The sequence below is a fragment of the Clostridioides sp. LIBA-7602 genome (genome assembly GCF_056688945.1).
This window is the reverse complement of record NZ_CP196991.1, coordinates 487,935-503,287: the sequence shown is the minus strand read 5'-3', so window position 1 is coordinate 503,287 and position 15,353 is coordinate 487,935. Positions and strand designations below refer to the sequence as shown.

14 protein-coding genes are annotated in these 15,353 nt (G+C 27.8%); 5 read left to right on the top strand and 9 right to left on the bottom strand.

Annotated elements, in window-relative coordinates; translation table 11 throughout:
- Positions 1-248 precede the first annotated feature (248 nt).
- Positions 249-2,327, bottom strand: coding sequence for a penicillin-binding transpeptidase domain-containing protein (locus ACTG45_RS02685; protein WP_479919756.1), 2,079 nt, complete (start codon positions 2,325-2,327; stop codon positions 249-251).
- Positions 2,328-2,696: 369 nt separating this feature from the next.
- On the opposite strand from ACTG45_RS02685, the gene ACTG45_RS02680 reads away from it, so the two are divergent.
- Complete coding sequence (locus tag ACTG45_RS02680) at positions 2,697-3,275, top strand: TetR/AcrR family transcriptional regulator (RefSeq protein ID WP_479919755.1); 579 nt, start codon at positions 2,697-2,699, stop codon at positions 3,273-3,275.
- On the top strand, positions 3,268-3,927 hold the full coding sequence (locus tag ACTG45_RS02675; RefSeq protein ID WP_479919754.1) for a CatA-like O-acetyltransferase: 660 nt from the start codon (positions 3,268-3,270) through the stop codon (positions 3,925-3,927). The genes ACTG45_RS02680 and ACTG45_RS02675 overlap by 8 nt, the downstream gene beginning before the upstream one ends.
- 118 nt (positions 3,928-4,045) lie before the next feature.
- On the opposite strand, the gene ACTG45_RS02670 is transcribed toward ACTG45_RS02675, so the two are convergent.
- From ACTG45_RS02670 to ACTG45_RS02650, 5 genes are all read right to left on the bottom strand, one after another.
- Positions 4,046-5,095 (bottom strand): ABC transporter permease, encoded by a 1,050-nt coding sequence (locus ACTG45_RS02670; RefSeq protein ID WP_479919753.1) that lies wholly within the window; start codon positions 5,093-5,095, stop codon positions 4,046-4,048.
- Positions 5,095-5,835: an ABC transporter permease gene (locus ACTG45_RS02665; protein WP_479919752.1), complete on the bottom strand. Its 741-nt coding sequence runs from the start codon at positions 5,833-5,835 to the stop codon at positions 5,095-5,097. The genes ACTG45_RS02670 and ACTG45_RS02665 overlap by 1 nt, the downstream gene beginning before the upstream one ends.
- A 4-nt stretch (positions 5,836-5,839) precedes the next feature.
- A complete protein-coding gene (locus ACTG45_RS02660; RefSeq protein WP_479919751.1) occupies positions 5,840-6,598 on the bottom strand; it encodes an ABC transporter ATP-binding protein in 759 nt (252 codons plus the stop codon).
- A gap of 102 nt (positions 6,599-6,700) precedes the next feature.
- Positions 6,701-7,426 (bottom strand): PadR family transcriptional regulator, encoded by a 726-nt coding sequence (locus ACTG45_RS02655; protein ID WP_479919750.1) that lies wholly within the window; start codon positions 7,424-7,426, stop codon positions 6,701-6,703.
- 106 nt (positions 7,427-7,532) lie between these two features.
- Positions 7,533-8,138 (bottom strand): MBL fold metallo-hydrolase, encoded by a 606-nt coding sequence (locus tag ACTG45_RS02650; RefSeq protein WP_479918047.1) that lies wholly within the window; start codon positions 8,136-8,138, stop codon positions 7,533-7,535.
- A 179-nt stretch (positions 8,139-8,317) separates the two neighbouring features.
- Between ACTG45_RS02650 and ACTG45_RS02645 the strand changes: the two genes are divergently transcribed.
- The 3 genes from ACTG45_RS02645 to ACTG45_RS02635 all read left to right on the top strand — a co-directional run bounded on the left by ACTG45_RS02645 (position 8,318) and on the right by ACTG45_RS02635 (position 10,916).
- The gene (locus ACTG45_RS02645) at positions 8,318-8,956 is read left to right on the top strand and encodes a TetR/AcrR family transcriptional regulator (RefSeq protein WP_479919749.1); all 639 of its coding nucleotides are present in this window, start codon (positions 8,318-8,320) and stop codon (positions 8,954-8,956) included.
- Between the two features lie 116 nt (positions 8,957-9,072).
- Positions 9,073-9,735, top strand: a complete 663-nt coding sequence (locus ACTG45_RS02640) for a response regulator transcription factor (protein ID WP_479919748.1) — start codon at positions 9,073-9,075, stop codon at positions 9,733-9,735.
- Complete coding sequence (locus ACTG45_RS02635; RefSeq protein WP_479919747.1) at positions 9,735-10,916, top strand: sensor histidine kinase; 1,182 nt, start codon at positions 9,735-9,737, stop codon at positions 10,914-10,916. The genes ACTG45_RS02640 and ACTG45_RS02635 overlap by 1 nt, the downstream gene beginning before the upstream one ends.
- Positions 10,917-11,110: 194 nt before the next feature.
- Here ACTG45_RS02635 and ACTG45_RS02630 read toward each other — a convergent pair whose 3' ends face one another.
- The 3 genes from ACTG45_RS02630 to ACTG45_RS02620 all read right to left on the bottom strand — a co-directional run bounded on the left by ACTG45_RS02630 (position 11,111) and on the right by ACTG45_RS02620 (position 15,106).
- Positions 11,111-13,771 (bottom strand): ABC transporter permease, encoded by a 2,661-nt coding sequence (locus ACTG45_RS02630; protein WP_479919746.1) that lies wholly within the window; start codon positions 13,769-13,771, stop codon positions 11,111-11,113.
- Positions 13,768-14,451 carry an ABC transporter ATP-binding protein gene (locus ACTG45_RS02625; protein WP_021382952.1) on the bottom strand — a complete coding sequence of 228 codons (684 nt, stop codon included), beginning with the start codon at positions 14,449-14,451 and terminating at the stop codon, positions 13,768-13,770. The genes ACTG45_RS02630 and ACTG45_RS02625 overlap by 4 nt, the downstream gene beginning before the upstream one ends.
- Before the next feature lie 148 nt (positions 14,452-14,599).
- Entirely contained in the window at positions 14,600-15,106 is a 507-nt protein-coding gene (locus ACTG45_RS02620; RefSeq protein WP_479919745.1) for a GNAT family N-acetyltransferase, read from the bottom strand.
- Positions 15,107-15,353: the final 247 nt, after the last annotated feature.

The following is a 15,353-nucleotide window of genomic DNA, read 5'->3' as shown; positions in this document are numbered from 1 at the left end:
TAAAAACATAATATAATACCCTATACAAAATAGTGGCAACTCTCCCTCACATCCTCAATTGTTGCCACTATTTTAATTTTTTGTATGAAATCAAATACATTTTCATCATTTCAACAATGAAAAAGAGGCTCTTCTCTATTTTGAGACAGCCTCTTTATTTATTTTAAAATTTACCAACAAATTCGAAAATAATACATCTAAAATACTATCCCCCAAGCGAATTAGATTAATCTTCAAATTGAATAAAATTAATCTTCAAATATTGATTTAACAATAGGTATAACATAATGGCTTCCTCCACGATTCTTTACGTCTTCAACCATAGCAATTGCCATATACTGTTTATCACTGTTTTCATCTACAGTAAAAGCATTGAACCATCCAAGTTCTGTCCCTGTAACATCATCTTTAGATTCTTTAATTTCTGCTGTACCAGTTTTCCCAGCAATAGTAATTCCCTTAGTCACAGCACTATGACCTGTACCATTAGGACTTTCAACAACTTGAATCAAGTCATCACGAATAATTTTTACAGATTCCTTAGAAAACACACCTTTTTTCCAAAACTCAGCATGTGGATTCTCTTTAAATTCAAGGTAAGGCTTTATCATGTCTCCCTCATTAACAAAAGTTGAGTATATTGATGCCATGTGTACTGGATTTACAAGAACCTTACCTTGCCCATATCCACTATCTGCTAATTGTATCTCAGTATCAAATTTATTGTCCGTACCAAACCTTGAAGAAGATAATCCAAATTCAAATGGCATGTTTTCCTCAAATCCAAGTTTTAACAACTCTTTTGATAATACATCTCCACCTATTTTTAATGCTGCTTTAGCAAAATAAATATTGTCAGAATAAATTAGCGCATTCTTCATATTTACAGTATTCCCATAATCTTTTAATGTGGTTACCTTATAACTCCCCCAACTAGAATCTTTTTGCCAACTAAGACCACTATGCCCAAAGTTTTCATTTGGATTAATCTTTCCTGTTGTTATACCAATACCAGCAGTAACCGGTTTAAAAGAAGACCCAGGACACAATCGTGCTTTAAATCTATTGTACATTGGCTTGTTTTCATTTTCATTGACTTCCTTCCATCTATCTCCTGACATCCCCAATATAAACTCATTTGGATTATACGATGGACTACTTACAAGTGATAAAATCTCTCCTGTTTTAGGATTCATAACTACTGCACAACCTTTATCATTTTTCATTTTCTCATATAATTTACTTTGTAGTTTTGAATCTATAGTTAGCTTTACATTTTCTCCATCTATTTTAGGCTCAGTTACTAGAGTTTTTTTCTTATCTCCATATCTATCAGCTATGATAATCTCATATCCATCAATACCACGTATCCTATCTTCCAATAAACTCTCTAAACCAATCTTACCAATTATACTATTAGAATTATACCTCTTTCCTTCTTTTTCCTTTAATATCTCTGCGTTTACATTTTGAACATATCCTGTTAAATGACCAGCTTTTTCACCCAATGGATACACCCTGACTTCTGTATTAGATATCTTAACTCCAGGAATACTAAGAAGTGAGTCTTGCAACTCTTTATCCTTTTCTTTTACAGTTCCATCTGTATTTTCTTCTATTTTTTCAATGGTTTTTATAGGTACCATTGAATTTTCTTTTACCCAAGATGCCTTTAATTTCTTTTGAATTTGTTCAACTGGTACATTTAGTAAAGCAGACAATTTTTTTAAGTCCTCTATATTATCACTCATTTTTTTAGGAACTAACCCTACCATAGATGCAAGACCTTGACCAGCAATCATTACACCATTTCTGTCTAAAATGCTTCCTCTCTTAGCTTTAAGCTTTGATATTCTTACAGTATTATCTTCTTCAAGTTCTGGAAATATAACATCTGACTGCCATTTTATTCTATAATTTTTATGTCTATCTCTAGTTAGTAGTACTTCATTTGAAAATGAAATTTCTCCTGCCAAAGTATCCATCTTCGAATCATATTTTATTATTTTGTCATTACCTTTTTCTTTTTTAATATTATTAATCTTGACACTCATATTGTGTGAGTTAATTCCTTCATATATCTTTTTATTTCTTAAAATAAAATCTTCTTTTTTATTTTCTGACTTACTCTTTTCATCTAACAAATCATACATTTTTTCATATTTTCTTTCATTTGCAAAAGATATATATTGCTTAAACACTTCATCTGGTTTGCTTTTATTGAGTCCATTTAATATAAATTTCGCTGAAAAAGCAACAATAACTGTAAATAGACAAATTAGAAAACCGAAAACTATCATTCTTCTTGTTTTTTTATTTTTTCTCATACAAACCACCTTTACCATTTAATATATTACACATGTAAGCTTTAAATTTAAAATAATCTTATGAACATAACTGCTCTATGGTTTTATTATGTTTTAATTATCCATCAAAATATATAAGCAGTATATAATTAATAGTAACTTATATATTACACACGTAAGTTTTAAAAGTCAATAATATTATTAGTACTTAATTACTCTTTACATCAATTTAAAAGTAAATCAATCCTATTGCATTGTCCAGTCATTTTATAAATTAATATTACAGTATTATCCAGTGATTTTAAAGTGAATAAATTTGCATTGACAAAACGACACAAGTGTCTCATAATTAAAAGAGACACCTGTGTCGTTAAAAAGGAGGTACAAGATATGTCAACAAAAGGAGAGCAAACCAAACAATTTATCATTGATACATCAATAATGTTATTTTCTGAGAAAGGATACAGCAATGTAACAATGAAAGATATTTGTGAAGCATGTAACTTAAGTCGTGGTGGACTATATAGACACTTTAATTCAACAAAAGAAATTTTTATCAGTATATTAAATACTCATAAAGATAATTCTCAAAGTTTATTAGATAAAAGTATCAAAGAAAATACATCAGCTAAGCATATGTTAGAATATTTTTTACAACAACAAAAAAATGATATAAATAATAAATATTGTGGTTTAAATTTTGCAATACATGAATTTGCTTTTGTAGAAAAAGACCAACGTTATTATATGAATAAAAGATATAATTCAGCTATCACAATGCTTTCAAATTTAATCGATTATGGACAATCTAAAGGTGAATTTAAAAAATGTGATTCTAAAAAAATTGCAATACACATAATGTTTTTATTTGATAGTATGAAAACATCTTCTCCTGTTTTGAAGCTTACAAATGAAGATATTGATAATCAAATAAATATTATAAAGGATATGGTGATTTTATATGAGTAAACAAGAATTCCATAAAATTGATTTACAAAACTGGGAACGATATACACATTTTTACTATTTCTCAAAAATGACGAATGTAGGATTTGATTTGACTATAGAAATAGATATTACCAATTTACTTAATGAAACGAAAAAAAGAAATATTAAATTTTATCCAGCATATTTATACATAATAACAACTTGCCTAAATCTATATAAAGAATTAAAAATTGCATATGATGAAAATGAACTTGGCTATTGGAGTACATTAACACCATTCTATGCAATTTTTCATGATGATAATAATACTTTTTCATCAATATGGACAGAATATGATAAAGATTTTTCGATATTCTATGAAAATTATTTGGCAGACATTAAAGAGTACGGAAAAAATCATGGTTTTCTAGCAAAACCAAATCCACCAAAAAATTGCTATACAGTTTCTTGTATTCCGTGGATTAATTTTAAGAGTTTTACTGTACACAATCATGGTCTTGAAAATTATTTTTTCCCTACAATTGAAGCAGGTAAATACTATCAAAAAGATGAAAAAATACTTCTACCTCTTTCTATAACCGTACATCATGCATCTACTGATGGATACCATGTAAGTTGCTTTATTGATGATATCCAAAAAATGTGCTTTGATACTAAGTCATGGTTATACTAAGAATTTATATTCTATTATTTTAAATTAAACAAAAGGCCTAGATACAATACTAAAAGCCAATAACTTTTAAAAATTAAAGTTTATTGGCTTTTTTGTATTATACAAAGTTTTATATTAGTCAATTATTACGACTTAAATACTTACTTGTTTGAGTAAGTTTCATAGCTAATAAAATTAAAACTATTATCATGAATGTTAAAATATAAATATAATTCATATTGAAAAAACTTCCTTTTCTCTCTTCTACATAAGTCACAAAACTGATAAACCATCGCATTGGACTTATAATACTAATTTTTTGTAACATTGTTGGCATTTTCTCAATTGGAATAAATGAACCACCAATAAGTGATAATATAAGTGATATACATGTAGAAAATAAATTTGCATACATCTCTTTATTGAATAAAGAAGATACAAATGTTCCAAAAGAAGTTGCTAAAGCTGATATCCACACCCCTATAAAAATTAGTTCTATATAATCCATTCCAATATCAATATTAAGTAACTTAATTATGGATATTGAAACTATGTATTGAAAATATGTTATTGTAAAGTTGTATAACATATTCCCTAACACATATCCTTTTATATTTTGCGGAGAATAGAGTATTCTTGTAAATATACCTGAATTTTTATCTTTAATAATCATAGATGCTGTTACAGTGGATGTTATCATTAAAAACAACACAATAAATGCAATTATTCTTTGTAAAGCTCCTAAAGAAATTTCTTGTAGTTTATTTATATCTATAGTCGTTGGTTCTTTTTTATATCTTTCTATTAAATACTTTAATGTATTATTTGTATCTTTATCTTTTATAGAGTATAATTTAAAATCATTTTTATTAAAATGTATAACAGCTGAATACTTTCCAGTTATAATATCAGTTTTAACTGTTTTAAGGTCTGCAGTCTCTACATTTATTCCTTGAGTATTTTTTAGAGCTATTATTGTATTTTCATATATTCTTTTTTCAGATGCATTTAGAATTTGTTCGTTTTTATAGTCATTTAAAATACCAATATTGAAAGATGGTTTACTTATGTAATTTGCCAATACCCCAAGAATTACTACAATTATAGGAAATAAAATTGTAACTAGAAAAACCAATCTTTTATTCATATTCCTTCTTAAATTATTCTTAAAAATATTTATTAAATTCACTATATAAAGACCTCCTTCTTAAAAAACTTAATTGTAAATATAGTCATCAATATACTTATGATTATAAATATACATGATATATTAAAAAGGAGATGTAAATTATTATCATAGATACAAGCAACTATAGCTCTATTAATCCATGTTAATGGTGATATATGGATTATTAATGAAATGACTGAATTTAGAGAGCTAACTGGAAAAAATACTCCTCCCAAAAAACCAAAAATCACTATTGGTATATTAATGATATTACGTAACATATCTAAATTTTTACAAACAAGTCCCAAAAACAAACCTATAGATGATACTACAATTGATTCACACATTAATAGAAAAATAACAGCTAAAAAATTTCCTCCAAAACTCATCTTAAATATACCTCTTAATAACACCAAGGTTAGCAAATTACATAGTGAAAGTACTATTGTGCAAGAGAAAAGTTTTGAAAGAACTAAATCTGCTATTGAAATAGGAGAAATCATATAACGATATGATGTGCTAGAAATTTTTTCATCTTGTGCTGCATAAGATACACTAATGATTCCCATAAGGACACAAAATGGTATTGTGACAATAGTATAATAGTTATATGATGTAAAATCCTCACCATAAGATTTTGATGTCAAATAGCCTAATAACACTATAATTATTATTGGAAAAACAATATTGTAAAATAAAACAAAAAAATCTTTACTTCTTCGTTTCACTCCTAATTTGAATAATGGTAAAAAACATCTCATCTCTTTATCCCTCCAAGTCTCTTAAATCTGTACCTGTAAGATATAGAAAAATATCTTCTAATGTCTTACAACCAAATTTTAAATATTTATTTTTATATAAACTCTTATCTAAATCTTCTATAATCACCCCTTTATCTATTAAAACAATTCTATTACATAAAGTTTCAATCTCTTCCATATAGTGGCTAGTATATATAACTGTTGTGCCACTAGCATTAAGATCTTTGATTGTTTGCATAATTTTGTTTCTTGATTGAGGGTCGATGCCTACTGTTGGTTCATCCATGATGAGAATTTTTGGGCTATGTGCAATTGCACAAGCTATATTTAGCCTACGCTTCATTCCGCCAGAGAATTTTGTTGGAAACTCCTTATATCTATCCCATAGTCCAACAAACTCCAAAGCTTCTTTAGTTCGACGTTTAAGTTCACTACCTCTAAATCCATATAACGAGCAGAAAAATTTAACATTATCATATGCACTTAAATCTTCATATATAGCTAATTCCTGTGGGACAACACCAAGTGAACGCTTAAAAGTATTTTGTTGATTATCAATATCTTTTCCTTTATAATATATATTTCCAGTGTCTGGAGATACAATTGTAGTAAACATATTTATAGATGTACTTTTACCTGCTCCATTTGGTCCAATAAAACCTAAAATATCTCCTTCCAATACCTTAAAACTTTCTCCTGATACAACTTCTTTATCGTTATACTTCTTACATAAACTTTCAATCTCTAACAATACATTACTCATTTATAAAATCCTCCTCAATTTTTAACCAATATTATATATCCAACGTTGTATATATTACTTTTTTAAAACACGAGTATTGTACTCGTGTTATTATAATAAAATTTACTGCTTATTTTGCAATTTTAATATTATTTTATCTATGTTTTCTATAGCTTTATCTGGATTATCAATTATTTCATCCCTAAGTTTCTGAACTTCAAGTAACTCATTTGTTGTTTCAGATGTAAATAAAAAATTTTCTTCTATATTGGAAAAGTCTATAGATTTAATTATGTTCTGCGTTTCGCAACCAACAGATATATACTTATCAAGATTATTTAGTATTTCTTCATGCCATAGTATTTGATAATTTAGATTGTCTATTGTCATATCAAATGCAATTTTTTCTGTTACAAGACTCTTGCTATCAATTTTTTTAATCTCTTTCCAATTTTCCCAATACCTCTTCTGCTCTATCAAATATTTTATGTGTTTTTCAAGATTTTTTTGTAAAGTATCCTTAGGTAATATATCCAAAATATTATGTAACAGGAATTTATTTGAACCTGTTGGAACTATTGGCATCTGAAGTTCTTTTTGTGTCTCTTCCTTTAATTCTAGTTTGCCACTTTGAGTAATCTCATAAATTTTACGAATTCTAGCACCAGTTTTTTCTTCTCTTAAAACTCTAACTGCTCCATCTTTTTCTAATTTTGTCAACGCATAATATATTGACCCAGACTGTATTTTAGTCCATCTATCTGCACCAGACACCTGTAGAAATTTTTGAATCTCATACCCATGCGTTGGTTTAATATTTAAATAGTATAAAATTAAAGTTCGTATCATAAAATTCACCTCCTATACTCTATCTTGGATATTATATTATCACCAATGTTGGATATAGTCAATAGATAATATAGGATATAGGATATATGTTATAAATTGCTATTTTTTATTTAATACAAGGAGTCCCATGAGACATACATATCCATTTGTATTTTAAATTATCTAACTCTTTTATAGATTTCATCATCTTTTTAGAATCCCAATTCCAAAGATTAGGATAAGGAATTATACTGCCATTCTTATTTTTAACTAAATCCCCTGCAAATAATACGTCTTCAAAAATCATACATACATGTCCTGGAGTATGACCAGGAGTATGGATAATTTGTATATTTCCAACCTTCATATTTTCTCCATAAGGTTTAATATCCTTAATAATTCTTCTAGAAATTGTCTTTCCAATAAACTTTTTGAATCCAAGTCTATCCTTCTCTCCTGTAATAAAAGGTATATCTTCTATATGAGCCCACACTTCTGCTCTTGTATGTTCTTTTAATAACTTAATATTAGATATGTGGTCAACATCATGATGTGTTAGTAAAATGTGCTTAATATCTGTAAGTTGAATCCCAAGTCTTTTTAATTCTTTAATCATATTATTACCCATAAAAGGAAGTCCTGTGTCTATAAGAGTAATTTCTTCATCAAACACAATAAAACAATTTGAGCCACGAGTACTATCCAACATTAATACATTTTCTGTTATTTTCATAAATAAATTCCCCCTATTTAGTATTTTGCCTATATAATTAATTAGTGAAGTTATAAATATCTATACTCCCTGATATCAATTTTATTTTTATAAAAGTATACCATCGGTATATAAATATATTACAGTTACATAAGTATACCATCGGTATACATTATTATCAATAGAAAGGAAGAATTTATATGTCAGAATTATCAAGAAGAGATAAAGAAAAAATACAAAAAGAAAATGATATTATTAATAAGGCAGAAATATTATTTTGTCTTAATGGATTTGATAATACAACTATGAACGAATTGGCAAAAGAAGTCGAATACACTAAACGCACCATATATAAATATTTCTCATGTAAAGAGGATTTATTTTTTGCGGTTGTTTTAAGAGGATATAAGAGACTTTGGGATAGTATTGAAATAGAGAGTGCAAAGGGTAAAACAGGTTTTGAAAAAATAAAGTTTTCATACTTTGCATTTCATAAATTTTACTGTACGGAACCATCCCTTCTATCCCTTATGGGAATGATTGGTATTATAAAATCTAAAAACTCAAATACAGAAATGCCATTTAGGAATAAGTTTTTTTCTTTTAATAAATTTATGTTTAATGAAATTCAAGAAATGTTTGAAGTTGGGAAAAATGATGGAAGTATTAGGTATGATATTGAAATACCTACTCTCATGTATTCATCAATATTTACACTTACAGGATTTTTTAATTTATTATCTGTCACAGGAAAATCATACCTAAATAATTTTAATATAGATGAGGATAAATTTATTGAAACAACACTTTTTCTTTTGATAGATTCACTTAAAGCTTAGACTTAAGTTTGTAAAATAAATTTTATATTACTTAAATGATATTTTTCCCTATTTCCAGTATGATAAAATATTAAGTCTAAAGCTACTAATTTAAACTAAGAAAGGATTTAAAGTAAATGGCTAAAATACTACTTCTAGAAGATGATGATACAATTACATTTGGGATAAAAACTTCTCTTGAAAAGAAAAATCACACAATATGTTGTTATAATACAATTGCTGAAGCTAAGAAAAACTTTGATAAAACTATTGATTTGGTTCTGCTTGATTTAAATTTACCTGATGGTGTTGGATATGAATTTTGTCAGTATATCAAAAGTATAGAAAATACTCCAGTAATATTTTTGACAGTCCGTGATGATGAAAAAGATATTATACATGGATTGGATATGGGAGCAGATGACTATGTGGTTAAACCATTTTTGCTTTCAGTACTCCAATCTAGAATTAATGCAGTTCTTAGACGAACTCATTCTGAAACTAACAATACTATTACATGCGAAAATATAAAATTAAATAAAGTTGAAGTCAAAGTATATTTAGATAATGTTGAAGTACTTTTGACAGCAGGAGAATATAAACTTCTTTTGAGCTTGATGGAAAATAAAAATAAAGCTATGACTCGCACAAAGTTACTAGAAATGTTATGGGATGTAGATGGCAACTTTGTCAATGACAATACTCTTACTGTAACAATAAAGCGTCTTAGGGAAAAATTAAAAAATCCACCTTGTATAAAAACATTAAGAGGAATAGGATATAGAATGGAGGACAGCTAGTGAAAACTCCAAAAAATATCAATAATACATTTGTTTTTATAGTATTCTGCTTAGCTATAACTATTTTGTTAAGTGTAATTCTAACAACTGTAACTTCTTTTGATGAATATAAGATGATGTCTAAAGCTATTGGTGCATCATACGAGTTAAATCCTAAGTCTACAGAATATATACTAAAATCTCTAAAAGATTCTGGTAACAATGACTTTAAAATAGGAAATGAGATTTTATTAAAGTATGGATATTCTAAAAATACATTTTGGAGTAAAAACTTTTTTTACTTTTTAGGAGTCTCATTTATTATAATTTCAACAATAGCTCTAGTAGTATATATAATTAAATGTAGGCAAAATATACAAAAAATGAATAGAATAAACAATCTTACTAGATACTTAGAAGAAGTAAACTCAGGAAAAGAGTCTTTGCTTTTACGATGTGAAGATGAATTTTCTCACCTTGAAGATGAGATATACAAAACAGTAGGAGAGCTTCGTTGTTCAAAGGAATTTGCTTTAAAAGAAAGGCAGACCCTTTCTGATAATCTTGCAGATATTGCACATCAGCTTAAGACTCCAATTACTTCTATGTCACTTATGGCACAACTACTTTCAGAAAGTTGCTCTGATGAGGAAATAGATTATATTCATAGGCTTACAAATCAAATCTCAAGACTTGAGAGATTGGTTTCATCTTTACTTATATTATCAAAATTGGATGCAAGTACTTTAATATTTGAAAGAAAACTTATAGATATATATTCTCTCCTTACTTATGCAGTTGAGCCTATAGAAGATTCTTTAAAAGAAAAACATCAAACACTTTCTATCGAAGGTTCCGATTCAGTAGAATTTGAAGTTGATATTAATTGGACGTTAGAAGCTCTTTTGAATATTTTTAAAAATTGTAGTGAACATATAGAAGATGGTGGACATATTATTGCTTATTACAGCAAAAACCCTCTATATGCTGAAATTATTATAGAGGATAATGGTAAGGGATTTTCTCAGGAAGAACTCCCATATATCTTTAATAGATTTTATCGTGGTAAAAATGCTCATAAAGACAGTATTGGTATAGGACTTGCTCTATCAAGGTCTATTATAGAACGTCAAAATGGAACTCTACATGCAGAAAATTGTCATAATGGTGGCGCAAGGTTCATAATTAAATTTTACACATAAAAGACTGGATTATAGGCAAAATCCTATAATCCAGTCATATTTATTATTCTATCTATTATTTAAACAATATATTTCTATTTATATTTCATACTTTATTAAATAAATCAGATTTTATTAAATAAATAATAGAACCATACCTATACTTATCAATAGTCTTAAGGTGTTATCCTTAAATTAATTCAGATAACTTTTATTTATATTGTTTCATTTTTTATAGATTCTACTATATTTTCATTCTTTAATTGCTTATATCCTATCATATATGATGATATTACAATAAAAAGTATCAATACAGTAAAACCTATTATTGTAGATAAAGGTGCAAATGGTAAATACTCTATAAAGTGTATTTCATTTATACGCAGAAAAGTATACACTATTGCTATTTGTACAGGAATACTAAGTAATAATGGTGTAACTCCTAAAAATAATCCTTCTAAAGCAAGCATCTTTTTTATACCATCTGGTGATAATCCAACAGAACGTAACATGGCAAACTCTTGTCTTCTGCTTCTAAGATTTCCTGACACTGTGGCCAATACATTAGATAATCCAATCATAGCCAACAATCCTGTAATGAAGCTTACTATTAAATTCATAGTCTTTCTTCCACTATCACCTTTTTCTTCATTTTCTACGACATCTTCAATACTATAATCTCCAGACCCATAAGCTTTATTGTAAATAGACTCTAGCTTTTCTCTTACTTTTGGAATATCCTCACGATTATCTACTTTAAATAATCCCATCATATTATTTGAACGTAATCTACCTTCTTCATTATAATTTTTAGATATTTCGTGTACTATAGACATTGGTACTATTTGAATTAATGTATATCTTGAATTAGTATTTATTATTTGAGGAAGGGTATTTGTAATAGCTCCCACTTTCATATTAAAAGTATAATCGCCTTTATCTTCATCAGATATTCTTTCATTTAATTTAAGATTGTCTCCTATTGAAAGATTTAAATAATCTATATATACTTTATCTCTTCGTGTACTACGATTAATATCCTCCTCTTTATTATATACAATTGAAGTTGGATTTTCTGTATCGTAGAATAGCTTTGGGTCTACAGAAATTTGTCTACAGTATTCTGTAAAACTATCATCATCAAGCCCAATTATAGCTGAGTATATACGAAACTTTCCATCACGTTCTATAGGATAGTATTTTTTAGATGAAACTACATCTTTAAATCCACCATTTTCTGCAAGCTCTTTTGAGGCATCTTTTTCAGTTAGCCAAGTAGTAGCAGACATTTTAAGATAATATAATGAACTCTTTACACCTTCTGTCTTACTTAACTTTTCAATAAAAGTAGGCTCTACAGATTCACCATTTGCTAAATGGATTGATATATCCCTCTGTTCTTCATAGACATCACTTCCATAGACGGCTTCTGCTCCTTCTTGATTTGCGATTATATGCAAAAATCCTGTAAGCAATAGAAAAGATAGTGTTAAGGATATTGTTGCAGTACGATAGGATTTTTTGCGTGCATAAAGTGCATTTATTGCAAGTTCTCCTTCTATACCAAATATCTTTCCTAATGAATATTTATGTGATTTTTTTGTTTTAATACTATCTCCTTGTCGTATTGCCTCTATGGGAGATATCTTTGATACTTTTCGTGCTGGTATAAGTGCAGAAATCCAGACTGTTATTATTGTAAGTAAAACTGCTGGTAAAAAAGCAGGAATACCATAAGTATATACTACACTTTGAGTACCTGTAGAAGAATTAATTGAATTAATATAAATTATGAGCCTATCACACAATAACCAGCCTAAAAATAAACCTATTGGCAAAGGTATAATAGTCAATAAAAAACCTTCAAATACCACAGATTTTTCAATTTGTTTTGGTGATGCACCAATACTAGATAATATCCCTAATTGAGTAAGCCTAGCATTTGCTGATAATGAAAATGCATTGTAAATCACCATTACAAACACTGCTACTGTAAAAATTGCTATTGTAAAGTACATAATTGGAGTTGCAAATTTTTCTATACTATTCATGGATGCTTTCTGTTCTGGAGAAAAGACTAACATCTTTAAAAGATAATTGCTATTGTATTTAAGATTGTATTTTCCATATTCGTTAGTTTTCCATCCCAATGACTTAGCAAGCTTTGGGAGTTCTTTATATGTATCTCTTATATTTTTAAATCGTAAGTACACAGTTATATTATCATTTGGTTTTATATTTGTTTTGTCCAAATATCCAAGAGCTGTATATGCAGGTACAACTGATGATGTTGCAACATCCATTTTTCCTACTATTGTTAATGTAACTTCTGAAGTTTTTTTAAAACTCTCGCTTTTTGATTTTGGAGCTACGGGTTCAAGAGAATTTCCATTTAAAGTTCTATCTCCTATTGGAATAGTAATTTTATCACCAATTTTTGTACTTGGATTACTTTCAAAATACTGTTTTGATAGTGCAATTTCATTAACATTCTTTGGTTGACGACCTTCTAGTATAGTGTCTTTTTCTGGCATGGAGTTCCAGTATTCTGATGTAGCATTTCTATAAATTATATAATCTCTTTTATCATTATTAATTTTTCCTACATACCATTGACCTTTTACCATTACATCATCAACTGAAGAAAAATTTTCAATTAATGATAGGTCGCTTCCATAGGTAGTATCAAATAATTCACCATGCCAGTTACCTTCTTTCTCTATTGAAAGTCTTACGAAATCACTCCACATAGTATACAACAATCCACATAAAGAAGACATCATTGTTGTAGTAAGTAATATGGCTAGCATTATAGCTATACTACTGCGTTTATTACGTCGTACAAAGTCTAAGGTGTATTCTTGAAGAATATTCATTTCTTCACCACCTTTTCAGAGACAATCACACCATCTTCCATAGTTACAATACGATTTGCTTCTAGTGCTATTTTCTCATCATGAGTAATAAGAAGTATTGTCTGATTAAATCTTTTATTCGATAAGTTTAGTAAATCTACAATTTCTTCTGAATTTTTTCTATCGAGATTACCTGTTGGCTCATCTGCTAATAAGATAGCTGGTCTATAGATTAAACTTCTAGCTATAGATACTCTTTGTTGTTGTCCACCTGAAAGTTGACTTGGAAGATGATTTAATCTATCAGATAATCCCAATATAGATACAATTTCAGAAAATCTATCTTCATCCACTTTTCTTTTATCAAGTAACATTGGTAATAATATATTTTTTCTAACATCAAGAGTTGGTATAAGATTATAAAATTGATAGATAAGACCCACTTTTCTACGTCGGAAAACTGCAAGAGCTTCTTCTTTTAAGCTTGCTATTTCTGTATCTTCAATATAAATTTTACCAGATGTGGGTCTATCTACTCCTCCAAGCATGTGTAATAATGTAGATTTACCAGAGCCAGATGCTCCTACAATGGATACAAAATCCCCTTTTTGAACTGATAAATTCACATTATTTAAGGCTGTCACCCTAGTTTGATTTGAACCATATATTTTTGTGAGATTTTCACATTTTAGTATTTCCATATACAATCATCTCCTTTATGGTTAAATTTTATCAACCTAAAATGACATTATAGTGACACAAATCTAAATATAAACAACTATTAAAATACCTGCTTTAATTAGGCAAATTATATTTTATAAACACATTTATATTTTTAATTATTTTTAATCAGTCTAAGTCACTTTTGCTCAAAAAATCACTCTTACTCAAGTAATATAAATCATTTTCTTCATCGTATTCAAAATTATTCGTTCTTAAAGAATTACAAGAAGCAAGATTTTCTTTTTCTGGCTTCACTACTATTCTCTCAGCTTCTGTTTCGTTAAATATTTTATGTATAAGTAATTTAATGATTGCTTTTCCAATACCTTTCCTTAAATATTCTTCCTCTCCAATTAAATAGTCTATACTAAATGTACCTATAATTGGTATGTCAGGGTGAAAAACTTCATTAGCACTAAGACAGTCATAATATTGGCAAAAGCCAATTGGCATATTATCATGCATAACAATAAAGTGTTTTACAAATCTAAATTCTCCAAATCTAGCTTTAATTTCTTTTATCCATTCTTCAGAACTTTTAAACCATTTAAGTATATATTCTTGGTTAATCCAGTTTTCTATCAATTTAACATCCTCATCACATACAGGTCTGATATATAATAGCCTATCCATAACATTCAGCTCCTTAAAATATTATTTTATTTTTTAATCTCATTTATTATATTTTTGTATATTATTTAAGATTATAATGTAAAATAAAAACTATGCAACATATTTTATTTATACTTTTAATACATTGCATAATCTCTAAGAGATATTAACATTTATTTTAATATATATTAGGATTTATTTTATTACTCAATAGCAAATATTTTATGTACTATAGAATTTATACTCTATCTATGTTTAACTTAGTAAA

Bases quoted from the DNA above. Each gene is read 5' to 3' on its own strand.
- ACTG45_RS02685 (WP_479919756.1), bottom strand. From the start codon at position 2,327: ATGAGAAAAAATAAAAAAACAAGAAGAATGATAGTTTTCGGTTTTCTA.
- ACTG45_RS02680 (WP_479919755.1), top strand. From the start codon at position 2,697: ATGTCAACAAAAGGAGAGCAAACCAAACAATTTATCATTGATACATCA.
- ACTG45_RS02675 (WP_479919754.1), top strand. From the start codon at position 3,268: ATGAGTAAACAAGAATTCCATAAAATTGATTTACAAAACTGGGAACGA.
- ACTG45_RS02665 (WP_479919752.1), bottom strand. From the start codon at position 5,835: ATGAGATGTTTTTTACCATTATTCAAATTAGGAGTGAAACGAAGAAGT.
- ACTG45_RS02660 (WP_479919751.1), bottom strand. From the start codon at position 6,598: ATGAGTAATGTATTGTTAGAGATTGAAAGTTTATGTAAGAAGTATAAC.
- ACTG45_RS02655 (WP_479919750.1), bottom strand. From the start codon at position 7,426: ATGATACGAACTTTAATTTTATACTATTTAAATATTAAACCAACGCAT.
- ACTG45_RS02650 (WP_479918047.1), bottom strand. From the start codon at position 8,138: ATGAAAATAACAGAAAATGTATTAATGTTGGATAGTACTCGTGGCTCA.
- ACTG45_RS02645 (WP_479919749.1), top strand. From the start codon at position 8,318: ATGTCAGAATTATCAAGAAGAGATAAAGAAAAAATACAAAAAGAAAAT.
- ACTG45_RS02640 (WP_479919748.1), top strand. From the start codon at position 9,073: ATGGCTAAAATACTACTTCTAGAAGATGATGATACAATTACATTTGGG.
- ACTG45_RS02630 (WP_479919746.1), bottom strand. From the start codon at position 13,771: ATGAATATTCTTCAAGAATACACCTTAGACTTTGTACGACGTAATAAA.
- ACTG45_RS02625 (WP_021382952.1), bottom strand. From the start codon at position 14,451: ATGGAAATACTAAAATGTGAAAATCTCACAAAAATATATGGTTCAAAT.
- ACTG45_RS02620 (WP_479919745.1), bottom strand. From the start codon at position 15,106: ATGGATAGGCTATTATATATCAGACCTGTATGTGATGAGGATGTTAAA.